Below are 17314 nucleotides of genomic sequence, written 5' to 3' on the forward strand. Positions count from 1 at the left end.
AGGAACCCGGAATTGTGAGATGGACGTGTCGCTCGCCGCGGACTTACCGTCGAAGCCATGGCTGAAACCTTCTGGGGTGACGTCGACCGGCACCTCGTGCGTTACGGCGGCGCCTTCACCCGCGAGATCATCGACCACGCCGAAGGCAGTTTCGTCTTCACCGAGGACGGCCGCCGGATCCTGGACTTCACCTCAGGCCAGATGAGCGCGATCCTCGGGCACGCGCACCCGGAGATCGTCGAGACCGTCCAGCGGCAGGTGCGCAAGCTCGACCACCTGTTCAGCGGCATGCTGAGCCGCCCGGTCGTCGATCTGGCGCGACGGCTGGCCGACACGCTGCCGGCGCCGCTCGAGAAGGCGTTGCTGCTGACCACGGGCGCCGAATCGAACGAGGCCGCCGTCCGGATGGCCAAGCTGGTCACCGGCAAGCACGAGATCGTCTCGTTCGCCCGCTCCTGGCACGGCATGACGCAGGCCGCGGCGAGCGCGACGTACAGCGCGGGCCGGCGCGGCTACGGACCGGCCGCGCCCGGCAACTTCGCCATCCCGGCGCCGAACGCCTACCGCCCGGACTTCACCGACGCGGCCGGCGAGCTGGACTGGCGTCGTCAGCTGGACTTCGGCTTCGAGTTGATCGACGCGCAGTCGGTCGGCAGCCTGGCCGCGTTCCTGGCCGAGCCGATCCTCAGCTCGGGCGGGATCATCGAGCCGCCGCCGGGCTACTTCGCCGCGCTGGCCGAGAAGTGCCGTGAACGCGGGATGCTGCTGGTCCTCGACGAAGCCCAGACGGGCTTGTGCCGGACCGGAAACTGGTACGCGTTCGAGCGCGACGGCGTCGTCCCGGACATCCTGACGCTGTCGAAGACGCTCGGTGCCGGGCTCCCGCTCGCCGCCGTGCTGACCAGCGCAGCCATCGAGCAGGAGGCCCACGACCGTGGGTACCTGTTCTTCACGACGCACGTCTCGGATCCGCTCCCGGCGGCGGTCGGCAACACCGTGCTGGACGTGCTGACCCGCGACCGGCTCGACGAGCGGGCCCTGTCACTGGGCGCGTTGCTGCGCCGGGGCCTGCAGGAGATCGCGACTCGCCACGAGGTCGTCGGCGACATCCGGGGCCGCGGCCTGCTGGCCGGGCTGGAGCTGGTGGTGGACCGCGAGACCAAGCGGAGCTCGGACGAGCTGGGCGCGCGGGTCACCCAGCGCTGCCTGGAGCTCGGGCTGCACATGAACATCGTGCAGCTGCCCGGGATGGGCGGGGTGTTCCGGATCGCGCCGCCGCTGACGGCGTCCGAAGAAGAGATCTCGCTGGGTGTGTCCATTTTGGACCAGGCGATCGGGGAGGCCGTCAAAAGGATGTCGTGAGTGGTAAGGAGGGTTAGAACCCTCCTTACCACTCACGAGGGCGTCAGAAGCCCGCTGTCACCTTCGTGAAGTCCCAGTCGTTCTGGGCGATGCCGCTGCACGCCGACTGGACGCCGCCGCCGGGGCAGCCCCGGTCGCGGTTGACCGACCAGAACGCCAGGCGGGCGATCTTGTTCGACTTGGCCCAGTTGGTGATCTGGGTCCAGGTCGACAGGTCCGTCAGCTCCTGCTGGTCGGACAGGCCGTTCATGCCCGAGATGCCGAGGTGGGCGTACGCCGTGGCGTCGTTCCACCCGAACGTCGACTTCAGCTTGTCGCGCAAGCCGTTCGCCGCGCTCACCGTGCTGTTGTACATGTTCGCGCCGCCGCCGAAGTCGAACGGCATGATCGTGAACACGTCGACGTTCGCGCCCAGGGCCTTCGACTGGTCGATGAGCCGGTTGCCGTAGTAGTTCGGGCCGGTCGTCGACGTGCCGAAGGTCAGGATCGTCTGGATCCCCGGGTTGTTCTGCTTGACGATCTTCAGCGCGTTCAGGATGCGGTCCTGCACGGCCTCGTTCTCGAACTCGTCGGAGTTCTCGATGTCGATGTCGATCGCCTTCAGCCCGTAGGCGTTGATCACCTGCTGGTAGGCGCCGGCCAGCGCGGCCGGCGTCGAGCAGTTCGGCCCGAGCTTGTTGCCGCTCCAGCCACCGAACGACGGGACGATCTGGCCGCCCGCCGCCTTGATCTGCGCGATCGCGGTGGCGTCCGCGCTGCCCTGCAGGGGCCGGCTGCTGTCCCACGCCGGGTTGCAGCCACCGGAGGCGTTGACGAACGCCATGGTGAACCACTTGACCCCGGTCGCGTTCATCACCGTCTGCGGGTTCGGCGGGCTGCCCCAGCCCATGTACAGGTACGGCGCACCGCGGCCGCCCGGCGGGGGCGGGGTGGTCGTCGTCGGCGGGGTCGTCGTCGTAGGAGGCGTCGTGGTCGTGGGGGGTGTGCCCCCGGCGGCACACGACCCCCCGTTCAGCTTGCAGTTCGACGGCGCGACGTACGAACCGGAGTACGTCACGTTGAAGCCGAAGCTGGCGCTACCGCCGTTGCCGACGTTGCCGTTCCACGTGTTCTTCACCGTGACGTGCTGGCCGGACGCCGTGTAGCTGCCGTCCCACAGCGAGGAGATCTTCGCGCCGCTGGGCAGGTCGAACTCGACCGTCCAGCTCGGCAACGTCGAGCCCGAGCCGTTGGCGATCGTGTACTTGCCTTCGTACCCGGTGCCCCAGTCGGAGCCCTTCGCGAAGGTCGCGGACACGCCGCCCGCCGCGTTCGCCGGGGCGATCACGAACATCGCGCCGATCGTGGCGGCCGCGGCCGCCAGCCCGAGTGCGGGCAACCACCGGCGCGTCATGACAGGCCGTTCTTCATCGCGGTGATGAGCTCGCCGCCGGTGGTGTCCCCGGTCAGCTCCCAGAAGAAGGCACCGCCGAGACCCTGCTGCTTGGCGTAGGACATCTTGCCGCCGATGGTCGCCGGGGTGTCGTAGCTCCACCAGTTGCTGCCGCACTTGGCGTAGGCGGTGCCGGCGAAGGTGCCGGTCGACGGGCAGGTGTTCTTGAGGACCTTGTAGTCCTCGATGCCCTGCTCGTAGGTGCCCGGCGCGGGGCCGGTCGCGGTGCCACCCGGGGCGTCCTGCGTGACGCCGGTCCAGCCGCGGCCGTAGAAGCCGATACCCAGCAACAGCTTGCTCGACGGGACGCCCTTGCTCTTCAGCTTCTGGATGGCCGCGTCGGAGTAGAAGCCCGGCGTCGGGATGCCGTTGAAGTTCGTCAGCGGCGAGTGCGGGGCCGTCGGACCCTGCGCCGCCCAGGCGCCGAAGTAGTCGTACGTCATCACGTTGTACCAGTCGATGTACTGCGCGGCGCCGCCGTAGTCGGCGACGTCGAGCTTGCCGCCGTTGCTGCCGTCGGCGGTGATCGCCGAGGTGATGAGGAACGACGAGCCGAACTTCGCCCGCAGCGCGGCCATCAGGTTCTTGTAGGCCGCGGCACCGCTGGTGTCACAGGAAAGGCCGCACGCGTTGGGGTACTCCCAGTCGATGTCGATGCCGTCCCAGATGTCCGCCCAGCGCGGGTCCTTGAGCAGGTTGTAGCAGGACTGCGCGAACGCGGCCGCGTTCTGCGAGGCCTGGCCGAAGCCGCCCGAGTAGGTCCAGCCGCCGAACGACCAGATCACCTTGAGGCCCGGGTGCAGCTTCTTCAGCTTGCGCAGCTGGTTGAAGTTGCCGGCGACCGGCTGGTCCCAGGTGTCGGCGACACCGTCGACGCTGCCCGCGGCGTCGTAGGTCTTCTGGTAGTCGGCGTACGGGTCGTCGTTCGCGGTGCACTGCCCGTTCTTGACGTTGCCGAACGCGTAGTTGATGTGGGTCAGCTTGCTCGCCGAGCCCGAGGTCTCGATGTTCTTGACGTGGTAGTTGCGCCCGTAGACGCCCCACTGCACGAAGTAGCCGACGTTCTTCAGGCCACCCGGCGGGGGCGGCGTGGTCGTCGTCGGGGTGGTGGGCGTGGTCGGCGTCGTCGGGGTGGTGGTCGGCTGGGTCGGGGTGGTCGGCGTGGTGGTCGGTGTGCCGCCGCCGGCGTCGCAGGAGCCGCCGTTCAGCTTGCAGTTCGCCGGGGCCGAGTAGCTGCCGGAGTAGGCGACGTTGAAGCCGAAGCTGGCGCTACCGCCGTTGCCGACGTTGCCGTTCCAGGAGTTCTTGACGGTGACGTGCTGCCCGGACGCGGTGTAGCTGCCGTCCCACAGCGACGCGATCTTCGCGCCGGACGGCAGGTCGAACTCGACCGTCCAGCTCGGCAGCGTCGAGCCGGAACCGTTGTTGATCGTGTACTTGCCTTCATACCCGGTGCCCCAGTCGGACCCCTTGGTGAAGGCGGCGCCGACGCCACCGGCGGCGCTCGCCGGCACGGTGACGAGGCCGACCGCGATCGCGCCGACCGCGGTGAAAAGACCGAGGAGGTGCCATCTCTTTCTGGACATCGCTCTCCCTTGAGCCAGGTGCAGGGACGGCGGACACCGACACCGCCGGCGGGGACCAGGGCGGTGTTTTGCGCCGTTTGCGCAAACGTTACGTGGTCCAGACCAATTAGGGAAGCGTCACCACGGAGCGTGGCCAGTGGTCAAGACCAGCCCTCGGTCCAGTCGCCGCACTGGTCCAGTCCAGTAACGCAGCGCAGCCGGCACGGGCCGCATCCGGAACGGACCGCGACTGGCCCGACCGGGTGAAACCGGCACTTTGCCAGACACTTTGCTTGACGGGCGTACCGCAATCAGTCCACAGTCCCAACCGGGAATGGGAGCGCTCCCAAGTCGGACAGCCACTCGTCGACGAGGAGATCAGCATGCGCGCAACCGGTTCCCGTGCCCGGCGAACGACGGCCTTCGTGGCGGCCTTGGCGGTGACGACGGCGCCCGCGGTGGCCGGCCCGGCCGCGGACGCGGCGGAGGCCGCCGGCGGCTGCCGGGTCGACTACACGGTCAGCTCCCAGTGGCAAGGCGGGTTCGGCGCCGCCGTGACGGTCACGAACCTCGGCAGCCCGGTGACCGGCTGGCAGGTGGGGTGGACGTTCTCCGGCAACGAGCGGATCACCCAGCTCTGGAACGGCACGCCCACCCAGTCGGGCGCCCAGGTGTCGGTGACCAACGCGGCGTGGAACGGCGCGGTCGCCACGGGCGGCACGGTCTCGTTCGGGTTCAACGCCACGTCCGGCGGCAACCCGGCCACGCCGTCGGCGTTCACGCTCAACGGCGTCGCGTGCAACGGCACGACGCCGACCCCGCCGGAGGAGGGCAATCCCGCGGTGAACAACAACTTCCCGGTCACCCGGGAGGCCGCGTACGGCGACAACCGGTACACCGTGTTCCGGCCGTCGAACCCGCAGGCAGTGGGGGCACGGATGCCGGTGCTGGCGTTCGGCAACGGCGCCTGTGCGCACACGGACAACAGCGAGGTCACCCGCGCGCTGACGGTCATCGCATCGAAGGGCTTCGTCGTGGTGGACACGGGATCGGCGAACGGCTCGGCCAACGGCGTGCCGAGCGGCTCCCCCATCCCGTCCCTGCTGACCGGCGCGATCACGTGGGCGGAGCGGGAGCAGAACCGCTCCGGGGCACCGCTGGCCCAGCGGCTCGACCTGACGAAGGTGGCCACCGCCGGCCACTCGTGCGGCGGCCTCGAAGCCCTGGTCGCCGCGCAGGACAGCCGGGTCTCCGCCGCGGTGTCCCTGGACAGCGGCTTCTTCGCCGACGGCTCGTTCGGCTACTCCCGGGCCGAGCTCGCCCGCCTCCACGCACCGACGCTGTTCATGGCCGGCGGCCCGTCCGACATCGCCTACGACAACACCCGGGCCAACTACGACCTGGCCACCGTGCCGTCGGTGCTGGCGGTGCACCCCCAGGCCGGGCACGTCGGCTTCATCACCGGCAACCAGCTGACCGACGGCATGACGACGGTCGTCCAGTTCCTCGACATGGTCCTCAACGGCAACGCGACGGCTCGCTCGTACATCCTGGACCCGTCCGGACTCGCGTCGAAGTACCCGTGGACGGTGGCCAAGAAGAACTTCTGACGGCGGCACCCCAGGCCTGAAACAGCAAGGAACCCCCTGTTTCCAGGGGGTTCCTTGTACTGCTGTCTCAACCAGACGTGCGCCCGAAGGGATTCGAACCCCTGACCTTCTGATCCGTAGTCAGATGCTCTATCCAGCTGAGCTACGGGCGCGTGTTCAGTTGTAACCTAGCACCCGGCGAACCGGGTACCAGCGGAGGCTCCGGGATTTGAACCCGGGAGGGGGGGTTACCCCCAACCGCATTAGCAGTGCGGCGCCATAGACCAGACTAGGCGAAGCCTCCTGGGCCCAACGACCACTGCTCAGATAGGTTACACACCCCTCGATCACCCCCGAACGGGACCCCCCTTACGCCCGCCGCAGGAGTCTGAGCAGGCGTGGAGAGCGGCCGCCCAGGCCTTCCGCCTCGAACGTGGCGATGCCGACGCGCGGGAGTTCGCGGACGCCCGGGTAAACCAGGTACCGGGGTACCCAGCGCGGCTGGAACTTCGCGTTGAAGCGGTACAGCGTCTCGATCTGGATCCAGCGCGAGAAGAAGTGCAGGACCTTCGCCGACATGCGGGCGACCGGTCCGGCGCCGATGCGCTGGCCCTGCTCCATCAGCGCGCGGAACGCCGCGAAGTTCAGGGAGACCTGGGTGAAGCCGTGGCGAGCGGCCGCCAGGAGGAGTTCGGAGATCATCAGCTCGTTGACGCCGTTGTCGGCCGTGCGGTCGCGGCGCATGACGTCCAGCGAGAGGCCCGTCTTGCCCCACGGCACGAACTGGAGCACGCCGCGGACGTGGCCGCCCTGCTCGGCCGTCACCAGGACCGACCCCGGGTCGCCCATGCGACCCAGCGCCATCGAGAAGCCGCGCTCGGTGTCCGTGCCGCGCCAGTTCGCGGCCAGGACCTCCAGCTCGGCCAGCTCGCCCGGGCGCAGGTCCTCGGCGCGGCGGACCAGCACCTTGTAGCCCGCGCGCTTCGTGCGAGCCGCCGCCTGGCGGACGCCGCGCATCGTGCGGCCGGCCAAGGTGAACCCGGCCGCGTCGACGACCGCCTCGTCGCCGATCTCCAGGACCTCCAGGCCGAAGCGGGCCCAGACGGTCGCGCCGAGCTCGGAGACGCCCATCGCCGCCGGGGTCCAGCCGTTCCGCCGGCAGACCTCCAGGTACTCCTCGATCGCGCCCGGCCAGGCCTCGTGGTCACCCAGCGGGTCGGCCGAGCACAGCGCGACGCCGGCGATCACGCGGTAGGTGACCGCGGCCTTGCCCGTCTTGGAAAACACCGCGAACTTGTCCCGCCGCAGCGCGAAGTAGCCGAGGGAGTCGCGCTCGCCGTGCTCGTCCAGCAGCCGGCGCAGCCGCGCGACCTCCTCGTCGGTCAGCCGCGGCGCCGGTTCGGCCGAGCGCAGCAGGAAGTACGCCGACACGAGGACCGCGGCGAGGCCGAACAGCAGCCCGACCCCGGTGACCAAGTCTTCCAGCCACATCTGGTGGAACACCGCGGGCCCGCTGGCGGCGACCAGCGCGAGCGCCGACTCGGCGAGCCGATCGCCGAAGCCCATCGGTTCCAGGGCCGCGCGCGGCGCCACGGAAAGCAGGATGACGTTGATCACGAACCCGGCCAGGGTCAGCTGGACGAACACACGCACCGCCCGCCAGCGCCCGACGACCGGGTCCGGCTTCGCGACGAAGTAGCGCCGGTTGGCGATCAGGCCCACCAGCAGCAGCACCGACACCAGGCCGGCCGCGAAGACGTGCTTGAGCCCGAGGTGCGACATGGTCAGCAGCACCGTCGCGCCGACCGCCAGCTGCCAGGCCCGGCGCTTGCGGCGCCGGAGCCCCGCGGCCAGCAGCACCAGCAGCACGCCCATGACCAGCGCCACGGTCGCCGCCGCGACGGTGGCCTCCTGCGGCAGCTCCAGCCACTCGGCCAGGTGCCCGCGCAGGCTGCGCCGCCCGGCCGGGATCAGGATCGAGCCCAGGGTCATCAGGCCCGCCAGCCGGGTCACCCAGGTGATCACCCCCACGGTGGTGGCCCCCGCCACCTTCCAGGTGATCTGCGCGCGTGTCCCCGTCACCACCCGTACAACCCGCCGTGGATGATCATGCTTCCCCCATCTACCCCCCGGCGAGCTCCACGAACGGCGCCAGGGCCGCCGGGTTGGCCAGCGCGTCGCGGCTGACGGCCCGGTCGGGAGCCACACCGGCGAGGATTTTCTTCACCGGTACCTCACACTTCTTACCGTTCAAGGTACGAGGAATCTCGGAAACCACGACGAACCGATCGGGTACATGGCGCGGTGACAGCGCGCTACGCAGCTCCTTGCGCAGGCGCGGTTCGACGTCTTCGAGCGCGACGCCACCGGCGAGCACCACGAAACAGATCAGCTGCCCGTCCTCGTTCCCGGCCGCCGAGGTGTCCACGACCAGGGAATCCGCGATCTCGTCGTAGCCCTCGACGACCCGGTAGAACTCGGCCGTGCCCATCCGGACGCCGCCGCGGTTGAGCGTCGAGTCGCTGCGGCCGTAGATCACCGCCGAGCCGCGGTTCGTGATGCGGATCCAGTCCCCGTGGCGCCACAGCCCGGGGTACATCTCGAAGTAGGCCTCCCGCAGCCGCGAGCCGTCGGGGTCGTTCCAGAAGAACACCGGCATCGAGGGCATCGGCTTGGTGATGACCAGCTCGCCGACCTCCTCGATGACGGCGTTGCCGGCTTCGTCGAAGGCGTTGACCGCGGCCCCGAGCGCCGGGCACGACAGCTCGCCGAGCCAGACCGGGACGTCGGGCGCCGACGCGACGAACGCCGCGCACAGGTCGGTGCCGCCGGACACGGAGCAGATCTGGACGTTGCGCCCGACCTCGTTCACGATCCACCGGAAGCCTTCGACGCTCAGCGGCGCGCCGGTGGAGCCCAGCGCGCGCAGCCCGGTCAGGTCGTAGCGCTCGGCGGGCTTGATGCCGGCCTTCAGGCAGCTCTGGATGAACGGCGCCGACGTCCCGAAGTAGGTGACGCGGTGCTGCTCGGCCAGGTGCCAGAGCGCGTTCAGGTCCGGGAAGCCGGGGCTGCCGTCGTACAGCACGATCGTGGTGCCGACCAGCAGGCCGGAGATGAGGAAGTTCCACATCATCCAGCCGGTGGTGCTGAACCAGAAGAATCGGTCGCAGGGCCCGAGGTCGGTCTGCAGCGCGAGCGCCTTGAGGTGCTCGAGGGTGATGCCGCCGTGGCCGTGCACGATGCCCTTCGGCAGGCCGGTGGTGCCGGAGGAGTAGAGCACCCACAGCGGGTGCGCGAACTCGACCGGCTCGAACAGCAGCGGCGCGCCTTCGTGCTCCGCGAGCAGCTCGTCCCAGTCGAGAGCGCCGTCCATGCGGCCTTCGCCGACGTACTCGACCAGCACGGTAGCGGCCAGCGACGGCAGCTGCGCCTGGAGGTCGGCGATCGTCGTCCGGATGTCGAACTGGCGGCCGTTGTACGCGTAGGCGTTGACCGCGAAGAGCACCTTCGGCTCGATCTGCACGAACCGGTCCGCGACCGCGCGGACGCCGAAGTCCGGCGAGCACGACGACCAGATCGCCCCGATGCTCGCGGCGGCGAGGAAGGCGACCAGCGTCTGCGGGCAGTTCGGCGCCAGCGCGACGACCCGGTCGCCCTTGCCGACGCCGAGTTCGAGGAACGCGGCCCGGGCGGCGGCGACCTGCGCGCGAAGCCGGCCGTACGTCAGGTGGCTCGCGAAGCCGTCTTCGCGGTGGAAGATCACCGCCGTCTCGTCGTCGCCCTTCGCGGCGCCCGCGACGCCGGGGGTGAGCGCGTGCTCGGCGTAGTTCAGGGTGCCGCCCTCGAACCAGACGGCGTCCGGCATCCCACCGGAGAGCACCTCACCGGGCTGGTCGTGCCAGCGGACGCCGAGGAAGTCCGCGACCGCCGCCCAGAAGTCCGGACCGCGCTCGACCGAGAACTCGTGCAGCGCGCGGTAGTCGTCCACCTCGACGCCGCGCTCGGCGCGCAGCCACCGGCGGAAAGCTTCGATCTTGGTGTCGGCAACGTGGCCCGGCTCGGGGCGCCAGAGCACTTCGGGGGCGTCGGCGGTGTGCGTCACGCTCCGAGCCTAATCCCTCGGATCCGGAAGTCACCGTGGTCGCAACCGACACGGAACCCCGGTCCGAGGTGTGTGCCGCCCACACTTACCGCAGGTGCGCGTCGAACCAGTTGAGCGTGCGCTGCCAGGCCTCCGCCGCCGCGCCCGGGTCGGCGTCGAAGCGGTGGTTCGCGCCCGGGTAGTGGACGACGTTCGTGGCGACCTTGGCCGACGCGGCGGCGTCGCGCAGGCGCTCGACGTCGGCACCGCCCGCCTCGTCGCCGGCGTCGCCGTACATGCCGAGCCACGGGCTGGTGAGCCGCCCGGCGATCTCGACCAGCGCGGGCAGTTCGGCGGCCTGCTGCCCGCCGACGCTGACCGCGGCACCCAGCCGGCGGTGCGACGCGACGACGAGGGCCGCGGTGCCGCCGAGGTCGAAGCCCATCACGCCGAGCAGGTCGGCCTGGACTCCCCGCTCGACCAGCCAGGCGAGGGTGCGGTCGGTCGCTTCCAGGAGGTCCTGCTGGGTGAGCTCCTCGTTCTCCAGGTGCGGGGTGACGGTCAGCCAGCCTTCGGTGGCCAGGCTGGCGAGCAGCAGTTTCACGCCGTCGGTGACGCCGTCGGCCTCGTGCAGCACCACCAGGCCGCCGCGCAGCGCGCCCTCGGGTTCCGAAAAGGTCAGCCGCAGGGTGCGGCCGTCGGTGCGCTGGTAGTCCACGGTGGAGGTCGGCGTCATTGCCTCACTCAATCACCTGGAGGTGAACGGGAGGAAGCCCGGTGACGCAGGTCGCGGTGGGGAAACCGCTCGAAGGGAGTCGCGGGGCGGCGGGCGGGAAAGATACGGTGACGGGGTCGTCCCGTCGATTTCCAGGAGCGCCGAAGATGCCGTCCGTGTCCCCGCGTGCCGATCTCGAATCGTTGCCGAAATACGTCCCCGGCCGGACGATCGAAGGCGCGATCAAGCTGGCGAGCAACGAGGTGCCCGGCGGTGCGCTGCCGAGCGTCGCGCGGGCGATCGCCGAGGCCGCGACGGGGGTCAACCGCTACCCGGACACCGGCTCGCAGGCGTTGCGCGAGCGGCTGGCGCGCGAGCTGGACGTGCCGGTGGAGCGCGTCGCGATCGGCTGCGGCTCGGTGTCGCTGTGCCAGCAGACGATCCAGGCGGTGTGCGCGCCCGGTGACGAGGTCATCTTCGGCTGGCGGTCGTTCGAGGCGTACCCGATCGTCACGCAGGTCGCGAACGCCGTCTCGGTGAAGGTCCCGATCACCGAGGGCCAGGAGCTCGACCTCGACGCGATGCTCGCGGCGATCACCGACCGGACGCGCGTGGTCTTCGTCTGCAACCCGAACAACCCGACCGGGACGGCGGTGCGCCGCGCGGAGCTCGAGCGCTTCCTGGCCGCGGTGCCCGAGCACGTGCTGGTCGTGCTGGACGAGGCGTACAAGGAGTTCGTCACCGACCCCGAGGTGCCCGACGGCGTCGAGTACACGCGCAGCCGGTCGAACGTCATGGTGCTGCGCACGTTCTCGAAGGCGTACGGCCTGGCGGGCCTTCGCGTCGGCTACGCGGTGGCGCCCGAGCCGATCGCGGACGCGCTTCGCCAGGTGTACGTGGCCTTCTCGGTGAACATGCTGGCCCAGGTGGCCGCGCTGGCGTCGCTCGACGCGGCCGACGAGCTCCTGGCCCGCTGCCAGGACATCGTCGTCGAGCGGACGCGGGTGCGGGACGCGCTGCTGGAGGCGGGGTACCGGGTGCCGGAGACGCAGGCGAACTTCGTCTGGCTGCCGCTCGGTGACCAGGCCGTCCCGTTCGCCGAGCACGCGCTGGACCGCAAGCTGGTGGTGCGCCCGTTCGCCGGCGACGGCGTCCGCGTGACGATCGGGACCAGTGAGGAGAACGACCTGTTCCTGGCCGCGGCGCGGGAGTTCCTGATCCGGCCCGAAGCAGGCCGCCCCTGAAGCGGCACGTGACCTTTGCTCCGAAGCCGTCCGGCCGTGACTGAGGCCGGATCAGGAACCGTCGGCCCAGTCAGCTCGCGAACTGCTTGACGACCAGCTCGATCACGGCGGCGACGCCGATCACCACGATCACGCCGCGCAGCACCACCGGCGACAGCTTCCGGCCGATCTTCGCGCCGAGGAAGCCGCCGGCGGTGCTGCCGACGGCCAGCCACAGCACGACGGCCCAGCTGACCGGCGCGACGAAGGCGTAGATGATCCCGGCGACGAAGTTGACGACGGCGGCGAGCACGTTCTTGATGCCGTTGAGCTTCTGCAGCGGCTCCGAGAGCAGCATCCCCATGACGGCCATCAGCATCACGCCCTGCGCGGCGGTGAAGTACCCGCCGTAGATGCCGATGAGGAAGATGAAGAACATCAGCAGTGGCCCGGGTTTGTGCTCGGTCCCGTTCTGTTCGCGCCGCTCGGCGACCCACTTCGACACCCGCGGCTGGATGACCACGAGGACCACGGCCAGCCCGACGAGCACCGGGACGACGGCTTCGAAGGCGTCCTTGGGCAGCGAGAGCAGCAGGATGGTGCCGCCGATGGCCCCGAGGAAGGACGCCACGGCGAACTTGGCGGTCTGCCGCCAGGAGCCCGTGAGCTCGTGCCGGTACCCCCAGGCCCCGCTGAGCGTCCCGGGCGCGAGGCCGATGGCGTTCGAGGTCGTGGCGGTCACGGGCGGGTACCCGAGCGCGACGAGCACGGGGAAGGTGACGAGCGTCCCGGACCCGACGACGGCGTTGATGGTCCCGGCCCAGACCCCGGCGACCACGACGATCAGGGCGTGCCACCACGTCATGAAGCATTCACGCAGCGAGCCTAAGCATGGTGGGCCGCTCCCGCGACGCGCACGGGGTCAGATGTGTCAGGTCAGACACCCACGAGTTCACCGTGGGGTGAAGACGCAGAACTCGTTGCCCTCCGGGTCGGCCAGCACGTCCCACTCGTCTTCGCCTCCGGCACGGGGTTGAACCAGATCAAGGGGCCGTCGCCCTCCGGATCGACGATCGGCACCGGCCAGTCCGCCGGGCGCGAGTCGCCGGTCACCGAGTCGCGGCGGAGGTAGCCCAGGCGCGGCACCACCAGTCGGCGAGAGCCTGGTGGTCGCCCGCGTCCAGGGCGAGGTCCTTGAATCGCGCGGTCATGCCGTGATCATGGCAGTCACCCCCGGCGGTTCCGGGAGCTGAGAGGATGAGCGGGTGGACACCGAGCAGGTCTGGAGCACGACCGTCGACCGGCTGCGGGCGCGGATCGACTCCGGTGACCTGCCGCCCGGCAGCCGGCTGCCCGCCGAACGCGTTCTGTGCGAAGAGCTCGGGATCAGCCGGGGGTCGCTGCGGCAGGCGCTGCGGGTCCTCGACTCCATCGGGTACGTCCAGATCCGCGCCGGCTCCGGCACCTACGTCCGTGAGCAGCAGGAACAGCCCCTGCGGACCTGGTTCACCGAGCACGACCAGCTCGTCGAGAAGCTCTTCGACCTCCGGGCGACGGTCGAACCGACCCTCGCCGAGCGGCTGGCCCGGCACGCCTCCGCCAAGACCGTGAGCCGGCTCGAGGACAACGTCGCCGAGATGGCGCAGGCCGCCGAGGACGGGGACATGCTGCACGTCATCGCCGCCGATGCCGAGTTCCACCGGGTGATCGCGCAGAACGCCGGCAACGACGACGTCGCCGGGCTGCTGCGGTCCGTGCTCGCCTTGGTCGGCGAGGAGCGGCGGGCGGCGCTGCGGCTGCCCGGGCAGATCCGCAAGGCCGTCGCCGACCACCGGGCCATCCTCGACGCGATCCGCCGGTCCGAGCCCGCCGCCGCCCGCGAGCTGACGCTCAAGCACCTGGTGGACGCCAAGAACTACGCGCACGACTTCGCCGCGGAGGAGCGCTGAAATGGAAAAGGTCCGCTTCACCGAAGAGAAGGCCACCAACCTGGCCACCCTCTACGGCCGCGCGCTCGACTACCGCAGCGCCCACCCGATCCTCGGCGACCAGGCGGCCGACGACGCCGTCCGCCGGATCGACTACGACTTCACCAAGATCGGCATCTCCGCCGACCGCGCGGTGTCGGTGGTGCTGCGGGCCAAGCCGATCGACGACTGGGCCGCCGAGTACCTGCGCGCCCACCCGGACGCGATCGTGCTGCACCCGGGCTGCGGCCTGGACACGCGGTTCCAGCGCCTCGCGCCGCCGGAGACCGTCCACTGGTACGACGTCGACTACCCCGAAGTCGTCGAGCTGCGCGAAAAGCTGTACCCGAAGGCGCCGAACCAGTCGCACATCGCCTCGTCGGTGACCGACTTCGAGTGGCTCGACCAGGTGCCGTCCGACCGGCCGGCGCTGATCGTCGCCGAAGGCCTCACGATGTACCTGAAGCCCGAAACCGGCACCGAACTGTTCCGCCGGCTGGCCGCGAAGTTCCCGTCCGGCGAGCTGATCTGCGACCTCTTCAACCGGACCGCCATCAAGATCCAGAAGCTCAACGCGCCGGTGCGCAAGGCGGGCGCGACGCTGTACTGGGGTGTCGACGACCCGCGTGAACTCGAGCGCTGCGGCCTCACGCTGGAGTCCTCTTTGGACGCCGGGCACTGGGCGACCCCGGACGTGCTGGCCAAGATGGGCCCGATCACCCGGTTCCAGCTGCGGTTGCTGAAGATCTTCCCGCCGCTGGCCCGGACAGCGCACATCGTGCGGTACCGCTTCTAGCGCGGCCCCAGCACGCGCGCCACGAACCTCGGCCGGCCGCCACCGGGGGTGGCCACGCGTTTCCGGCCGTACGATCGACGCCGTGCGCAAGATCGCCGTGAAGAACGTCCGCGTGGTGTTGCGCACCAGCCTGGGCTTCGCCGGGCTGGGCATCGGCTCGAGCGTGGCCGGGTCCGGCGTGGTCGCCCTGCTGCTCGTGCTGCAGGGCCTGCCCAACGACGTCGGCGACCGCGGCTGGGTGCTCGGCCTGACCGCCGCCGGCATCGTCGCCGCCGCGCTGCTCGCCGGGACGCTGTGGACCGCCTGGCTGCAGCGGCGCACCGCGATCTGGTTCGTGCTCGGGCGCCCGCCGTCGGCGAGCGAGGCGCGGCGCGCGCTGCGGCTGCCGGTGGACATGGCCGTGGTCAGCGGCACGCTCTGGCTGATCGGCACCGTCGTCCTCACCGTGCTCGCCGGCGTGCTCGGCTCGGCCGGCGACGCCGGCGGCATGGCGACGGTGATCGGGCTCGGCGGGCTCACCACGGTCGGGCTCACCTACCTCGCCGCCGAGTGGGTGGCGCGGCCGGTGATGACGATCGCGCTGGACGTCCTGCCGCCGCGGGGCTCGCTGCCGGTGACCGTGCTGACCCGGCTGGTCGTCACCTGGGCGCTGGCCAGCGGTGTCCCGTTCGTGGGCGTGCTGCTCGTCGCCACACCCCCGGACCTGGGCTCGGGCGACCACACCGCGAGCCTGGTCATGCTGTCGGTGATCGGCCTCGCCGTCGGCGCGATCGGCACCGCGCTGCTGGCCAGGGCGGTCGCGGCACCGCTGCACCGGCTGCGGGTGGCGCTCGACGAGATCGCGCGCGGCCACACCGACGTCGCCGTGGACGTCGACGACGCCAGCGAGATCGGCCGGCTCCAGACGTCGGTGAACCAGCTCGCGGCCGGCCTGCGCGAGCAGGCGCGGATGCGGGACCTGTTCGGCAGGCACGTCGGGGCCGACGTCGCCCGGCACGCGCTGGAGTACGGCGCATCCCTCTCGGGCGACGTCCGCGAAGTCACGGCGTTGTTCGTCGACGTCGTCGACTCGACCGCGCTGGCCTACCGCACGCCGCCGGAGGAACTGGTCGGGAAGCTGAACCGGCTGTTCGCCGCGGTCGTCTCCGCGGTCAACGCGCGCGGCGGGCTGGTCAACAAGTTCCAAGGCGACGCCGCGCTGTGCATCTTCGGCGCGCCGACGCGGCTCGCGGACGGCCCGACGGCCGCGCTGGCCGCGGCGCGGGCGATCCGGGACGCGGTCCGCGAGGCCGGCGAGCTCGAAGTCGGCGTCGGCGTCTCGAGCGGCCCGGTGTTCGCCGGGCAGCTCGGCACCAGCAGCCGGCTCGAGTACACCGTGATCGGCGACGCGGTCAACGAGGCCGCGCGGCTCACCGAACTCGCCAAGGCCGTCCCGTCACGGGTGCTCGCCAGCGACGCCGTCGTCTCCGCGGCGCTGCCGGGCGAAGCCGCGCACTGGGAGAAGCACGGCGAGCTGGAGCTGCGCGGCCGCCAGGAAGCGACGCCGACCTGGACGACCGGCGGTCAGGACAGCTGACCCAGGTCCGGCCAGCGCAGCACGGTCGAACCCCAGGTCAGGCCCGCGCCGAACGCGCTGAGCAGGACGCGGTGTCCCGGGACGAGCGTCCCGTCCGCGCGGGCGTCGGCCAGGGCGAGCGGGATGGACGCGGCACTGGTGTTGCCGACCCGGTCGATGTTGGCGACGACGGCGTCGGCGGGCATGCCGAGCTGCTTGGCCGTGGCCTGGAGGATCCGGATGTTCGCCTGGTGCCCGACGAACCGGTCGACGTCGCCGACCATCCAGCCCGCGCGGTCCAGGACCGTGCGCGACGACTCGGCCATGCGCGCGCAGGCGTGGCGGAACACGGCCGTGCCCTGCATGGCGAGGAAGCGGTCGCTCGGCTGGTCGGACAGCCGCCGCCGCGCGCCGCCGGCCTCGACCCACAGCAGCTCGGCGTGCTCACCCTCGCTGTGCAGGTCGAACGGGCCGAACGCGCCGGGCTCGTCGGCGTCACCCGCGCGGAGCAGCACCGCGCCGGCGCCGTCGCCGAAGATCGGCACCGTGGTGCGGTCTCCGGGGTCGATGAGCGTGGTGAAGGTGTCCGCGCCGATCACGAGCACGCGCTCGGCCAGCCCGCCCGCGATGAACCCGGCGGCCGTGGCCAGGGCGTAGACGAAGCCGCTGCAGACGGCGTTGACGTCGAAGGCCGCGGCCGTGCCGAGCCCGAGCCGGGCGGCGACCTGCGGTGCGCTGGCCGGGCAGGGCTGGTCGGGCGTGGAGGTGGCGAGGACGACGGCGTCGGCGGAGGTGCCCGCGAGCGCTTCGCGGCCCGCCCCGACCGCGAGGTCCACAGTGGACTCGTCCGGGCCTGCGACGCGGCGTTCGCGGATCCCGGTGCGGGTCCGGATCCACTCGTCCGAGGTGTCGAGCCGGGCCGCGATTTCGTGGTTGTCCAGGACTTTCGTCGGCAACCACGAACCGAGACCGGTCAGCACGGCGGCAGGTGCGGGCACGGGAGAGCCTCCCCACGCCGGCGGGTTGGCG

The 17314-nt window shown here is 70.9% G+C and carries 14 protein-coding genes and 2 tRNA genes; 6 read left to right on the forward strand and 10 right to left on the reverse strand.

From position 1 onward, the window contains the following. Window positions 1-57 precede the first annotated feature (57 nt). Entirely contained in the window at window positions 58-1362 is a 1305-nt protein-coding gene (locus ACWEVN_RS01235; RefSeq protein WP_452049799.1) for an aspartate aminotransferase family protein, read from the forward strand. 43 nt (window positions 1363-1405) lie between these two features. Here the strand turns inward: ACWEVN_RS01235 and ACWEVN_RS01240 are convergent, their stop codons facing one another. Continuing rightward, window positions 1406-2755 (reverse strand): cellulose binding domain-containing protein, encoded by a 1350-nt coding sequence (locus ACWEVN_RS01240; protein WP_449685540.1) that lies wholly within the window; start codon window positions 2753-2755, stop codon window positions 1406-1408. Then, window positions 2752-4380 (reverse strand): glycosyl hydrolase family 18 protein, encoded by a 1629-nt coding sequence (locus ACWEVN_RS01245; protein WP_449685539.1) that lies wholly within the window; start codon window positions 4378-4380, stop codon window positions 2752-2754. Before ACWEVN_RS01245 ends, ACWEVN_RS01240 begins: the two co-directional genes overlap by 4 nt. Window positions 4381-4742: 362 nt before the next feature. On the opposite strand from ACWEVN_RS01245, the gene ACWEVN_RS01250 reads away from it, so the two are divergent. Next, window positions 4743-5969: a cellulose binding domain-containing protein gene (locus ACWEVN_RS01250; protein WP_452049800.1), complete on the forward strand. Its 1227-nt coding sequence runs from the start codon at window positions 4743-4745 to the stop codon at window positions 5967-5969. 78 nt (window positions 5970-6047) lie between these two features. Here ACWEVN_RS01250 and ACWEVN_RS01255 read toward each other — a convergent pair. The 5 genes from ACWEVN_RS01255 to ACWEVN_RS01275 all read right to left on the reverse strand — a co-directional run bounded on the left by ACWEVN_RS01255 (window position 6048) and on the right by ACWEVN_RS01275 (window position 10765). Continuing rightward, window positions 6048-6121, reverse strand: a tRNA-Arg gene (locus tag ACWEVN_RS01255). A 41-nt stretch (window positions 6122-6162) separates the two neighbouring features. Further along, window positions 6163-6252, reverse strand: a tRNA-Ser gene (locus ACWEVN_RS01260). Window positions 6253-6317: 65 nt separating this feature from the next. Continuing rightward, on the reverse strand, window positions 6318-8033 hold the full coding sequence (locus tag ACWEVN_RS01265; protein ID WP_452049801.1) for a phosphatidylglycerol lysyltransferase domain-containing protein: 1716 nt from the start codon (window positions 8031-8033) through the stop codon (window positions 6318-6320). A gap of 37 nt (window positions 8034-8070) precedes the next feature. Then, entirely contained in the window at window positions 8071-10050 is a 1980-nt protein-coding gene (locus ACWEVN_RS01270; RefSeq protein WP_452049802.1) for an acetoacetate--CoA ligase, read from the reverse strand. An 85-nt stretch (window positions 10051-10135) separates the two neighbouring features. Further along, window positions 10136-10765 carry a dienelactone hydrolase family protein gene (locus ACWEVN_RS01275; RefSeq protein WP_449685535.1) on the reverse strand — a complete coding sequence of 210 codons (630 nt, stop codon included), beginning with the start codon at window positions 10763-10765 and terminating at the stop codon, window positions 10136-10138. A 146-nt stretch (window positions 10766-10911) separates the two neighbouring features. Between ACWEVN_RS01275 and hisC the strand changes: the two genes are divergently transcribed. Next, a complete protein-coding gene (gene hisC, locus ACWEVN_RS01280; protein ID WP_449685534.1) occupies window positions 10912-11988 on the forward strand; it encodes a histidinol-phosphate transaminase in 1077 nt (358 codons plus the stop codon). 70 nt (window positions 11989-12058) lie between these two features. Here hisC and ACWEVN_RS01285 read toward each other — a convergent pair whose 3' ends face one another. Continuing rightward, complete coding sequence (locus ACWEVN_RS01285) at window positions 12059-12832, reverse strand: sulfite exporter TauE/SafE family protein (protein ID WP_452049803.1); 774 nt, start codon at window positions 12830-12832, stop codon at window positions 12059-12061. Window positions 12833-12919: 87 nt separating this feature from the next. Next, a complete protein-coding gene (locus ACWEVN_RS01290; RefSeq protein ID WP_452049813.1) occupies window positions 12920-12970 on the reverse strand; it encodes a hypothetical protein in 51 nt (16 codons plus the stop codon). A gap of 262 nt (window positions 12971-13232) precedes the next feature. Between ACWEVN_RS01290 and ACWEVN_RS01295 the strand changes: the two genes are divergently transcribed. The 3 genes from ACWEVN_RS01295 to ACWEVN_RS01305 all read left to right on the forward strand — a co-directional run bounded on the left by ACWEVN_RS01295 (window position 13233) and on the right by ACWEVN_RS01305 (window position 16306). Then, window positions 13233-13916: a FadR/GntR family transcriptional regulator gene (locus tag ACWEVN_RS01295; RefSeq protein ID WP_452049804.1), complete on the forward strand. Its 684-nt coding sequence runs from the start codon at window positions 13233-13235 to the stop codon at window positions 13914-13916. A gap of 1 nt (window position 13917) precedes the next feature. Beyond that, window positions 13918-14730, forward strand: a complete 813-nt coding sequence (locus tag ACWEVN_RS01300) for a class I SAM-dependent methyltransferase (RefSeq protein WP_452049805.1) — start codon at window positions 13918-13920, stop codon at window positions 14728-14730. Between the two features lie 82 nt (window positions 14731-14812). Beyond that, window positions 14813-16306 carry an adenylate/guanylate cyclase domain-containing protein gene (locus tag ACWEVN_RS01305; protein ID WP_452049806.1) on the forward strand — a complete coding sequence of 498 codons (1494 nt, stop codon included), beginning with the start codon at window positions 14813-14815 and terminating at the stop codon, window positions 16304-16306. Here the strand turns inward: ACWEVN_RS01305 and ACWEVN_RS01310 are convergent. Continuing rightward, complete coding sequence (locus tag ACWEVN_RS01310) at window positions 16294-17283, reverse strand: beta-ketoacyl-ACP synthase III (protein ID WP_449685528.1); 990 nt, start codon at window positions 17281-17283, stop codon at window positions 16294-16296. The two genes, ACWEVN_RS01305 and ACWEVN_RS01310, sit on opposite strands and share 13 nt — an antisense overlap. Window positions 17284-17314: the final 31 nt, after the last annotated feature.

It is taken from the genome of Amycolatopsis sp. NPDC003861 (assembly GCF_053605405.1).